General features: G+C 62.5%; 9 protein-coding genes. 1 reads left to right on the top strand and 8 read right to left on the bottom strand.

Annotated features, from left to right (window positions below):
• Positions 1 to 585: 585 nt before the first annotated feature.
• Both ACFFP0_RS31995 and epmA read right to left on the bottom strand, forming a co-directional pair.
• Positions 586 to 1632 (bottom strand): lysine-2,3-aminomutase-like protein, encoded by a 1047-nt coding sequence (locus ACFFP0_RS31995; RefSeq protein ID WP_377266273.1) that lies wholly within the window; start codon positions 1630 to 1632, stop codon positions 586 to 588.
• Positions 1629 to 2699, bottom strand: coding sequence for an EF-P lysine aminoacylase EpmA (gene epmA, locus ACFFP0_RS32000; RefSeq protein WP_377266274.1), 1071 nt, complete (start codon positions 2697 to 2699; stop codon positions 1629 to 1631). Before epmA ends, ACFFP0_RS31995 begins: the two co-directional genes overlap by 4 nt.
• A gap of 187 nt (positions 2700 to 2886) precedes the next feature.
• Between epmA and efp the strand changes: the two genes are divergently transcribed.
• On the top strand, positions 2887 to 3456 hold the full coding sequence (efp, locus tag ACFFP0_RS32005; RefSeq protein ID WP_377266275.1) for an elongation factor P: 570 nt from the start codon (positions 2887 to 2889) through the stop codon (positions 3454 to 3456).
• Positions 3457 to 3549: 93 nt separating this feature from the next.
• Here efp and ACFFP0_RS32010 read toward each other — a convergent pair whose 3' ends face one another.
• The 6 genes from ACFFP0_RS32010 to ACFFP0_RS32035 form a co-directional block, all read right to left on the bottom strand.
• A complete protein-coding gene (locus ACFFP0_RS32010; protein WP_377266276.1) occupies positions 3550 to 4983 on the bottom strand; it encodes an efflux transporter outer membrane subunit in 1434 nt (477 codons plus the stop codon).
• Between the two features lie 132 nt (positions 4984 to 5115).
• Entirely contained in the window at positions 5116 to 8214 is a 3099-nt protein-coding gene (locus ACFFP0_RS32015; protein ID WP_377266277.1) for an efflux RND transporter permease subunit, read from the bottom strand.
• Between the two features lie 44 nt (positions 8215 to 8258).
• Positions 8259 to 9464, bottom strand: coding sequence for an efflux RND transporter periplasmic adaptor subunit (locus tag ACFFP0_RS32020; protein ID WP_377266278.1), 1206 nt, complete (start codon positions 9462 to 9464; stop codon positions 8259 to 8261).
• Positions 9465 to 9632: 168 nt separating this feature from the next.
• Complete coding sequence (locus tag ACFFP0_RS32025; RefSeq protein ID WP_377266279.1) at positions 9633 to 10241, bottom strand: TetR family transcriptional regulator; 609 nt, start codon at positions 10239 to 10241, stop codon at positions 9633 to 9635.
• Between the two features lie 34 nt (positions 10242 to 10275).
• On the bottom strand, positions 10276 to 11226 hold the full coding sequence (locus tag ACFFP0_RS32030) for a phosphoribosylaminoimidazolesuccinocarboxamide synthase (protein ID WP_377266280.1): 951 nt from the start codon (positions 11224 to 11226) through the stop codon (positions 10276 to 10278).
• Positions 11227 to 11275: 49 nt separating this feature from the next.
• Positions 11276 to 11780: hypothetical protein (locus ACFFP0_RS32035; protein ID WP_377266281.1), on the bottom strand; the 505-nt coding region annotated here is incomplete at its 5' end.

The following is an 11780-nucleotide window of genomic DNA, read 5'->3' on the forward strand; positions in this document are numbered from 1 at the left end:
GTGATCTCCCTCCTTGTGGGGGGGAGACGCCCGGCAGGGCAGAGGGGAGCGCTATGAGGCAAATCAAGGCCTTGAGAGAAATCGGCCAGGAAAAACGCTGCCGTTCATCCCCGCCCTTTCGCGTCGTGTCTACAATCCCCTCGCTTCCGTCGCCGGAGTGTTTCGCGAGACGTTCGCGGGCAGGCGGGAGCCGGCGCTTCCATCGGAACCGTAACGTGCGGGGACGGTGGAAGAGGTGAAAGCCATGGGAGCGGAACGGGAAACCGGACTTCTCCCTATCAAGCCTCCCCCTGGCCGCCGGGCCGGGTTCGGTTGAGCCGTCCAAGTGGCAAGGTTTCCCGAAAGGAGACCGCGAACGAAGCCATGCAGCGAGGCGAGATGATCACCTGTAGGGGCCGGAAGCCCCGAGAGAACGCCGAAGGCCACGCGAATGCGGAGCCACCTTATACAAATCAATCGAGGTTCCGCATTCGCGTGGGCTCTCCGATCAGCGTAGCGTCCTCAAAAGCGGGAACCGGTTTTGGGGCAGGGTGCGGGAGAAAAACATGACACGGGCAAGACCTGCCGCGTGAATGCCGTCGCTCGTCATCCCGGAGGATAGACATGCTCCTCGCCGCGGAAATCGCTGACCGAATAACACCCGCCTTCGCGCCGCACCGCGCTTTCGCCGATCGCGGCCTTGCCGTGGCCGCCCGGAATATCCAGCACGTAGGTCGGCTGGCAGAGGCCGGAAATGTTTCCGCGCAGGGCCGAGACGATCTTCTGGCCCTCGGCGATGTCGAGGCGGAAATGGCCCGTGCCCGGCGCAAGGTCGGGATGATGCAGGTAATAGGGCTTTATCCGCGTCTCGACGAAGGCCTTCATCAGGTCGCCCAGCACCGCCGGGTCATCGTTGACGCCCTTCAGCAGCACCGTCTGGCTCACCATCGGGAAACCCGCATCGATCAGCCTTGCGCAGGCCGTGCGGGCTGTTTCGGTCAGTTCGCGCGGGTGGTTGGCATGCAGCGCCACATAGATCACCTTGCCGCTTTCCTTCAGCGCCGAGATCAGCGCCTCGCCGATGCGGTCGGGCTCGACCACCGGCACGCGGGTGTGGAAGCGGACGATCCTCACATGCGGGATGTCGGCAAGGCCGCGCATGATCGCCGCAAGCCGCCGCGGCGAAAGCACAAGCGGATCGCCGCCGGTGAGGATCACTTCCCAGATGTCCGGATGCTCGCGGATATAGGCGAGCGCGGCCGCCAGCTCGTCGGCGGCAAGCGTGCCGTCGCCCTCGGGGCCGACCATTTCGCGGCGGAAGCAGAAACGGCAATAGACCGGGCAGATGTGCACCGCCTTGAGGAGCACGCGGTCGGGATAACGGTGCACGATGCCCTTGACCGGGCTGTGCGCATGGTCGCCGATCGGGTCGGCGCGCTCTTCCGGCGTGGTCCGCAGCTCGGCCGGGTCCGGCACGAACTGGCGCGCGATGGGGTCGTTTCCGTCGGTGCGGTCGATCAGCGAAACGACCGCCGGCGTCAGCGCGATGGCGTAGCGATCCGCGACGGCGCGGATGCCGGAGAGCCCTTCCGGCTCGACCAGGCCGGCGGACACCAGTTCTTCCGGGGTTTTCAATGAGCGTACGGCATTCATCCGAACACCTCCGCGACCGGTGCCCACATCACCTGGTCGACGCGCGTTGCGCCGGTTGCCAGCATGGCGAGGCGATCGAAGCCGAGCGCTGCGCCGCTCGCTTCCGGCATGATCGCAAGGGCCGCGAGGAAGTCCTCGTCGATCGGGTAGCGTTCCCCATAGATGCGCGCCTTCTCCGCCATCTCGTGTTCGAAGCGGCGGCGCTGCTCGCCGGCATCGGTCAGTTCGCCGAAGGCGTTCGCCAGCTCGACGCCGCAGGCGTAAAGCTCGAAACGCTCCGCTACACGCGGGTCATCGGCGGAAGGCCGCGCCAGCGCGGCTTCCGAAACCGGATATTCGCAAAGGATCGTCGCGCGGCCCTGCCCCAGATGCGGCTCCACCTTCTCCACCAGCACCTTGCTGAAGAGATCGGCCCAGGTATCGTCCCTGGCGAACCGGATGCCCGCTTCTCTCAGCCCCGCGGCAAGAAGGTCGCGATCGGTATCTCCGCCGGCGGCGACGGATGCGAGCAGGTCGATGCCGGCAAAGCGGTCGAAAGCTTCGGCCAGTGTGAGGCGTTCCGGCGCGGCGAACGGATCGGTCTCCATGCCGCGGAAGGCGAAACGCCCGGTCTTCATGGTCTCGGCCGCGAGCGCCAGCATGTCGGCGCAATCGGCCATCAGCTGCTCATAGCCCTCGCCGGCGCGATACCATTCGAGCATGGTGAATTCGGGGTGGTGCAACGGTCCGCGTTCGCGGTTGCGATAGACGTGCGCGAAGGTGAAGATGCGCTTCTCGCCGGCCGCAAGCAGCTTTTTCGCCGCGAACTCGGGAGAGGTGTGCAGGTAGAGCGGCGCCCTGCCGCCATCGATCGCGATCGCTTCCGTCGCAAAGGCGTGCAGGTGCGTTTCGTTGCCGGGCGAGACCTGCAGCGTCGCCGTGTCGACCTCGATGAAATCGCGGGCGCCGAAAAAGCCGCGCACCGCCGCCTGCACCGCATTGCGGCCCATCAGGAAGGGCCGGCGGTCCACATGGCTCTCCGGCATCCACCAGGGCGAGCGGGATATGGCGGGTCGAGACGAATTCATTTACGGCTTTCTTCGCCGGTTTTCCCCGGCAAGGCTTCCACTTCGCGCGATTTTAGGGTAGGTGCGCCCGGAAAACAGAGATTGAATCCCGAGGGCGGTCCCGGGGCCGTCCTGCGGGTCGGCTATCGCCCGGTCCTCTACGACGCATTTTCGGCAGTGACAAGCCGGTAGGCACATAAGGAATCCCATGGTCAAGATCATCGCTTCTTCTGTCCGCAAGGGCAACGTTCTCGAAGTCGACGGCAAGCTTTATGTCGTCCTGACGGCCCAGAACTTCCATCCCGGCAAGGGCACGCCGGTCACGCAGGTCGACATGCGCCGCATCGTCGACGGCGTGAAGGTGTCGGAACGCTGGCGCACCACAGAGCAGGTCGAGCGCGCGTTCGTGGAAGACGTGAACTTCCAGTATCTCTACGAAGACGGCGAAGGTTTCCACTTCATGAACCCGGCCACCTACGATCAGGTGGTGGTCAGCACGGAAACCATGGGCGACCAGAAGGCCTATCTCCAGGAAGGCATGACCTGCATCCTGTCGATCCATGAAGGCGTGCCGCTGGCGATCGAATTGCCGCGCCATGTGACGCTCGAAATCGTCGAGACCGAACCGGTCGTGAAGGGCCAGACGGCGTCTTCCTCCTACAAGCCGGCGATCCTGTCGAACGGCATCCGCACCTCGGTTCCGCCGCATATCGATGCCGGCACCCGCGTCGTCATCGCCACGGAAGACAATTCCTACGTCGAGCGCGCCAAGGACTGATACCGGTCATCCCCGGCTTGCCGGCCCATGATAAAAAACCTCCGGAGCGGTTGCTCCGGAGGTTTTTTCTTGTCTGCGGTAGATCGGGTGAACTTACTTCTTGACCACAACCGAAGCGACCCTGGTGTCGGCCTTGCCGAAGGCATAGCCGCCGCCGATCGCGACGTTGAGGGAAACGTAGTCCTGCGCGACCTGCTGCACCGCCTGGGCGAGGCTCGCCTGCGCGGTCGAGACCTGACGCTGGGCGTCGAGCACGTCGAGCAGCGAGGAAGCGCCGTCCCGGTAGCTCGCGGTCGCGAGCTGCAAGGCTTCCTGGTAGGACTTCACAGTGTTCCGGTAAGCGTCGACCGTGCGGCGGTCGCGGGCCACGGCGGCCAGCGCGTTCTCGACTTCCTCGACCGCGTCGAGAACGGTTTGCTTCCAGGCGAGATAGGATTCGCGTGCCGACGATTCGGCAATCTTCACATTGCCCCGCAGGCGGCCGCCGTCGAAGATCGGCAGGCTGAGCTGGGGACCGAAGGACCAGGTCAGCGAGCGCGTATCGAGGCTGCCGGCGATGGCGTTGTAGCGCGGCGTGATCGAACCGCCGAGCGTGATCGACGGGTAAAGCTGCGCTTCGGCCACGCCGATCTGCGCCACGGCGGACGCGAGCTGGCGTTCGGCCGCGCGGATGTCCGGACGGTTGCGGATAAGATCCGCAGGAATGCCGGCCTTGGTATTGAAGCGGGCGACCGGCTGGTGCGCGCCCTTCTGCAGCTCGGTTACCAGCGAGGAAGCCGGCAGGGCGAGCAGCGTGGCGATGCGGTGGGCGGAGCGGTGGAACTGGGTTTCCAGGCCCGGAATTTCCGCCAGTGTCGAGTTCACCAGACCTTCGGACTGAACCACGTCGAGGCGCGAGGCCGCACCGGCTTCGAGCTGGAGCTTGGTGAGGTTCAGCGTTTCGCGCCGCGATTCGAGGTTCTGGCGGGCAATCGCGATGCGCTCCTGATAGTAGCGGACGTCGATATAGGCGGCCGCGACCTGCGAGATCAGGGACAGGCGCGCAACGTCGGCGCTGGCATAGGCCGCGTCGAGGCTGGCGAGCGCGCCTTCCTTCGACCGGCGATAGAGGCCGAACAGGTCGAGGAACCAGGACGCATCGAGATTGCCGGACGTGACACTCGTCCTGACGTCGGAAGCCGAATCGGGGCTCGTATTGGTCTTGCTGGTCGTATTGCCGCCGGAAACGGTCAGGCTCGGCAGGGCGCCCGCGCCGGCGACGATCACGTTGGCCTGCGCGGAATTGATCCTTTCCAGGGCCTGCAGAACGTCAAGGTTCTGGCCGAGGCCGGTCTGGACGTAGCCGTTCAGACGACTGTCATTGAAGGCCTTCCACCAGGCGACTTGCGACACGTCGCCGTTGCTGGTGGCGCCGGCTTCGGCAAATTTCCCCGGCAGGGCGATTTCCGGCGCCTTGTGGTCAGGGCCGACGACGCAGCCCGAAAGCAGGAGCATAGTGAGAGGAGCGACAACACGAATGGATAACATTTTTCTGTCCCGGTGCCCTACAACGCATGGAAGTCAGGCACGCAAGGCCGCTTCCGATTGTTCCGTCAGGAACGATTCGCGTGTTCCTGACGGCATTAAAAATCTAATTCGTTAACGAACGTAATCTCTATCCTACCGTTTTTCACGGTTTGATAACCGTCTAACGACAACAAAGAAGGAGGGAACGAAGAAAATTCCGAGGAGTGTTGCAGAAAGCATACCACCCAGCACTCCTATCCCGATCGCATTCTGCGCCGCGGAGCCGGCGCCGGTCGCAATCGCCAGCGGAACGACACCCAATATGAAGGCGAGGGAGGTCATGACGATCGGCCTCAGGCGCAGCCGGGCTGCCTCGAGCGTCGATTCGACCAGGCCCATGCCGCTTTCCTGCCGGTCCTTGGCGAATTCCACGATCAGGATCGCGTTCTTCGCCGCCAGGCCGATCGTCGTCAGCAGGCCGACCTTGAAGTAGACGTCGTTCGCCTGCCCGAGGAAATGCGCGGCGGCGAGCGCGCCGAGCACGCCGATCGGAACGGCGAGAATCACCGAGAAGGGGATCGACCAGCTTTCATAGAGTGCTGCGAGGCAGAGGAAGACGATCAGGACCGAGAGCGCGTAGAGCATCGGCGCCTGCGAGCCCGAAAGCCGTTCCTGATAGGAAATGCCCTGCCAGGCCACCGAATAGCCGCCCTCCATTTCCGAGACCAGGCGCTCGACCTCGTTCATGGCGTCGCCGGAGCTGATGCCCGGCGCGGTCGATCCTTCCATGGAGAATCCGGTCACGGCATTGAAGGCCGAGATGGACGGCAGGCCGTTCACCCAGGTCGCTTCCGTGAAGGAGGAGAACGGAACCATCTCGTTCTCGGAATTGCGGGCGTTCCAGTATTTCAGGTCCTCCGCCTGCATGCGATAGGGCGCGTCCGCCTGCACATAGACCTTCTTGATCTTGTTGTTCAGCGTGAAGTCGTTGACCCGGCTGCCGGCGAAGATGGTGGTGAGCATGGAGTTGGCGTCGGGGATGCCGACCCCCATGGCGCTCAGCTTTTCCTGGTCCAGCAGGAGCTTCACCTGGCTTTCCTGATCGCGGTCGTTGCTGCGCATGGCCGTGATCTTGCTGCCGCCGTTGGCGGCCTGCACCAGTTGCTTGGAGGCATTCACCAGCGCTTCGGAACCATGGTTGCCGCTATCGACGAGATACATGGAAAAGCCGCTCGAATTGCCCATGCCCTGGATCGCCGGCGGCAGCAGCGGGAAGACCTGCGCTTCGCGAAGGGTGAAGAAATAGCCCATGGCGCGCTGAACGATCGCGCCGGCCGCGAGCTTCGGGTCCGTGCGTTCGTCGAAATCCCGCAAGCTTGCAAAGACCAGTGCGTTGTTCTGGCCGGCTCCCGTGAAGCTGAAGCCGTTGACCGCGAAGACGTCCTGGACGCCTTCCTTCTCCTGATCGAGATAGTAGTTCTCGACCTTTTCGATCACCTTGGCCGTCTGGGCGCTGGTCGCGCCGTTCGGAAGCTGGATGATGGTCATCAGCACGCCCTGGTCTTCCTGCGGAAGGAAGGAGGAGGGAAGCCGCGTGAAGAACCATGCGCAACCGCCGATCACGATCGCGAACATGATCATGACGCGAAGCGGGCGCTTCAGGAGGTAGCCGACCGAGCCCACATAGCCATGCGTGGTCCGGTCGAAACCGCGGTTGAACCATGCGCCGATCCCGCGCCCCTTCTTGTGATGGTCGATGGGCTTCAGCATGGTGGCGCAAAGCGCCGGCGTGAGCACGATCGCCACCACGGCCGACAGCAGCATCGCGGACACGATGGTCACGGAGAACTGCCGGTAGATGATGCCGGTGGAGCCGCCGAAGAAGGCCATGGGAATGAAGACCGCGGTCAGCACGAGCGCGATGCCGACGATCGCGCCGGTGATCTCGCCCATCGATTTTTCCGTGGCTTCCAGCGGCCCGAGGCCTTCGTCCGCCATGATGCGCTCGACGTTTTCCACCACGACGATGGCGTCGTCCACCAGCAGGCCGATGGCCAGAACCATGGCGAACATCGTCAGGGTGTTGATCGAATATCCCGTCAGCGCCAGAATCCCGAACGTTCCGAGCAGGACCACCGGAACCGCAATCATCGGAATGAAGGTCGCCCGGAGATTCTGGAGGAAGACGAGGAGCACCACGAAGACGAGCACGATGGCTTCGATCAGCGTGTGGACGACCTTGTCGATCGATAGCGAAACGAAGGGCGTGGTGTCATAGGGATAGATGATCTTGACGTTCTGCGGCAGGGCCGGCGCGATCTCGGCCAGCTTGGCCTTGACGCGGTCGGCCGTATCGAGCGCGTTCGCGCCCGTCGCGAGGTTGACCGCAAAGCCCGAGGCAGGCTGCCGGTTGGAACGGGAGCTGGACGAATAGCTCTCCTGGCCGATCTCCACGCGTGCGACATCGCTGAGGCGGACGTTCGCGCCGCTGGTGTCGACCTTGAGGATGATCCGCTCGAATTCGGGCACCGTCGTCAGCTGGCTCTGCGCCGTCATCGTGACGTTGATCTGCTGGCCTTCGGCGGACGGCAGGCCGCCCACCGAACCCACCGAGACCTGGGTGTTCTGCGCCTGGATGGCGGACGTGACATCGGCCGGGGTGAGCTGGAATTTCCTGAGCTTGAAAGGATCGAGCCAGATCCGCATCGCATAGGCCGAGCCGAAGGAGTTGATGCTGCCGACGCCTTCGAGACGTTTCACCTGATCTTCGATCTGGGTCGAGAAAATGTCGCCGAGATCGGCGGACGAACGTTTGCCGTCGCTGGAAACGAGCGCGCCGACGAGCAGGATGCTGGAGGTCGACTTGGTGACTTCGATGCCCAGATCCTGCACGATGGAGGGCAGTTGCGACGTCACCAGCTGGAGCTTGTTCTGCACCTGGACCTGGGCGATATCGGCATCCACGCTGTTGTCGAAGGTCAGCGAGATGCTGGCCTGCCCGGTCGTGGAGGACGACGTCATATAGGTGAGGCCATCGAGCCCGGTCATCCCGTCCTCGATGATCTGCGTCACCGTCTTCTTGACGGTGTCGGCGCTGGCGCCGGTATAGGAGGCGGAAATGCGCACGGTGGGCGGAGCGATTTCCGGATATTGCGAAATCGACAGGGTGTTGATGGCAAGAACGCCACCGAGCATGATGACGATGGCGATGACCCATGCAAAGATCGGCCGCCGAATGAAGAAATGGGACATGACCTAGTTCCTGATCACGATATTGCCGGGCATGCCGCGAGACATCACGATTTGGGTGCCGGAGATCCGCCGGCCGCGGGCTTCTCGATGACGAAGCCCTTGGAATCGATCTCGGCAGGAACGGGATTGACGGTGGCGTTGTCGGCGATCCACTGGAAACCGTCGACGATGAGCTTGTCTCCGTCGCTCACTCCGTCGGTGACCAGCCAGTTGTTGCCGGAAAGCTGGCTGCTGCGGAAGGTGCGTGTTTCCACCTTGTTGTCCGCCGTCACGAATTTCGCCGTGAGCTCGCCATTCGCGTTTCGTCCGGCCGCGCGCTGGGGGAGGAGGTAACCCGTCTCCCTGCCCACCGTGATGGTGGCGCGCACATAGGTTCCCGGCAGGATGAGATTGTCGGGATTGTCGAACAGCGTGCGTATGGAAACCGTGCCGGTGGTGGTGCTGACCGCCATTTCCGACATGTCGAGCTTGCCGATGTGAGGATAGTCGGAACCATCCTCCAGGGTGAGGCGGATTTCGGTCGTGTCGTCGTTTTCCTTGCGCTGCAGCTTTCCTCCGGCGATCGCCGCCCTCAGGCGCAGCAGGTTCACGCTCGATTCGTTCAACTCGATGTAGATCGGGTTGATCTGGCGCAGCGTCATCAGGGCGTCGGCCTGGCTTGCGGTGACGACGTTGCCGACCGAGAATTTCGTGGCCGAGGTGACGCCATCGAAAGGCGCGCGGACCTCCGTAAGGCCGAGATTGATCTGAGCCGTCTGCAGTGTCGCACGCGCCTCGGAAACGGATGCCCTGGCCTGGAGCAGGGTGGTGCGGGCGTCTTCATATTCCTTCTGCGACGCGCCGCTGTTGGCCAGCCGCTCGTAACGCTGAAGATTGGCTTCGGCTGCCGGAACGCTCACCTCGGACCGTTCCAGCGCGGCCTGGGCCTCGGCGAAGGAGGCGAGATAGGTATCGTCCTCGATCTTGTAGAGAAGATCGCCCGCCTTGACGAAACTGCCCTCCTTCACCGCGATCTGCTTGATCACGCCGCCGACCCGCGGCCGGATGTCGGCGGACTGGAAGGCCGCCGCCCGCCCGGAAAGGACCGTGGTGAGAGGCTGCTCGGATTTCTGCAGGGTCACGACGCTGACCGGCTGGGGCGGACGCTGGGGAGCCCCGGCCGCTCCCTGGGACTGCTGCTGGCCTGAATCGCTGCAGGCCGCGAGCGCCACGGAAAAGAACAGGGGAAGGATCAGTCTGCGTCCGGTCATGGCGTCATCCAAGGCAAAACATCTGGGTGGTTGCCGCGGCAAGACATATTATGCCGGGGCGGAGGTCGGAGAAGGTAACCCGTCTTCGGCGGTCAGAACAGTGGCGGTCCGGAAAGGACGATTCGGTCCATGTTCTGCCGGTTGAAAAGTGACGTAAGTCAATAATCGTCACTTTTCAAGTGGATTTTGCAGCGCAGCATTCACAAGTCCGCAAAGTCCCGCGCAGCGTTCCCGCAATTCCATCTCGTCCGCCGCGGCCAGGAAGACGGGGTGCAATACGCTTGCAAAGGCGGCTGCGACATGGCGGCCGGCCGTCCCGGGGTCCTTGCAATGGTAGACGCCGTCTTCCGCGCCCTTGCGGATGAGATCGTAGAACAAGCCTTCGAGAAGGCTCTTGTAATGCCGTCCGCTCGGCAGGTCCGTTTCGGACATGACGAAGATCATTTCCAGGAAGTACGGGTTCTCGCGGATATCGCGAAGATGCGCTTCCATCAGCTTGCGCACGACGAGCGTCAGCCGCTCCGGCGCGGGAACGGGCTCATCGAACGTGTTGAAGCGGCCGATCATATGGTTGACGTGCCGGTCGCAGATCGCATCCACCAATGCGCTCTTGGAATGAAAATGCTTGAAGACGTTCGCCGGCGACATGTTGAGCACATGGGCGATATCGGCGATGGAGGACTTGGCGATGCCCTGTTCCCGGAACAGCGTTTCCCCCGTGCGCAGAATATCCTCCCGCGTCTCTTCCGCCTTGCGTCTTGGTCTTCGTACCTTCATCGCCGGAAATATGCCGATAAGCCTCCGATGCCAGTCAATGCTTCTCGAAATAGGGTTCCAGGTTCTTCCGGATGCGGTCCAGCACCGTCCCGCCGCTGGTCTCCGGTACAAATATCTCTCCGGTGATCGTCTCATAGGCCGTGCGGTAGACCCTGGCGGTTTCCTCGATCAGTTCGACCGGGATCGGCGGGATATCGTCCTTGTACGGATCGCAGCGCTCGACGACCCAGGCCCGGATGAAATCCTTGTCGAAGCTGTTCGGCCGCCTGCCTTGCCGGAACGCCTCTTCGTAACCGTCGGCGATCCAGTAGCGGCTGCTGTCCGGCGTATGGATTTCGTCGGCCAGAATGATATTGCCCGCGGCGTCCGTGCCGAACTCATACTTGGTATCCACCAGGATCAGGCCGTGCTTTGCCGCAAGTGCCTGACCGCGGGCGAAAAGGGCCAGCGCATATCGGGAAAGCGTTTCCCACTGCCCGGCCGTAAGCAGGTTCCGGTCAACGATCTCCCCTGGCGTCAGGGGTTCGTCATGACCGCCATCGAAGGCCTTGCTGGTGGGAGTGATGACCGGTTCGGGCAGGACCTGGTTGTCCTTCAGCCCGTCCGGCAGGTCGAGCCCGTACATTTTCCGCTCGCCCTTCTTGTAAAGGGTGAGAAGCGAGGTGCCCGTGGTGCCGGCGAGATAGCCCCGCACGACAATCTCGACCGGCAGGATGTCGAGCCGCTTGCCGATGACCACGTTCGGGTCCGGATAGGAGATGACATGGTTGGGGCAGATGTCCCGGGTGGCCTCGAACCAGTACCGGGCGGTCTGGGTCAGGACATGGCCCTTGTCGGGGATCGAGGTCAGGATGCGGTCGAAGGCGCTCAAGCGGTCCGTGGCGATGATGATGCGGCTGCCGTCGGGCAGGTCGTAGTTCTCCCTTACCTTGCCGCGATAATAGTTCGGCAGCTCGGGAATGAAGGCTTCGGAAAGAACGCGCACGGGACCCACTTTCTGGAGAGTTTTCGAAGTCCTCTCGCTATCGCATGTTTTAACGCAGGTACACAAGAACGGGCAAAAACCGCATCCGCCGGGCTGGCGCCGCCAGGGCGGCCGCAGGGCGTTCGGAAAGAAGCGCGTTAACGATTGTTAACGGCTCCGAGATGCCCATGAATTCATAATTCATATTATTTTTCAATTGGTTGTAAGATTCTCGATCTTTTCTCGGAAACCCCTGTTGACTTGATATTGTGGTAGCCTCTATAAGCCGTGTCACTGACGAGGGCGGCGGCGCTGCTGGCGACGAAGTTCCTCGTTCTGGAGAAATCGCGAGATTTGCTCCTGCAAAATCACTGAGAAGTTGGCTGGAATGCTGATGGGGCCGGGTTACGGTTTGGCTCTGTGATGGATGACGTGATTGGCTTTTGTGTCGGTTTCGTCGGTTATTTGACAATTGAATATTGGAAGAAAGAGAAACGTGGTCGGCGGTGTTTCGCGGGGCTTTTATCGAAGCCTCATTTGAAGACACAGTGACGGTCACGTTTTGATATGAGAAC

Source organism: Neorhizobium puerariae (genome assembly GCF_042429745.1).
In the GTDB taxonomy this organism is placed as follows: domain Bacteria; phylum Pseudomonadota; class Alphaproteobacteria; order Rhizobiales; family Rhizobiaceae; genus Neorhizobium; species Neorhizobium puerariae.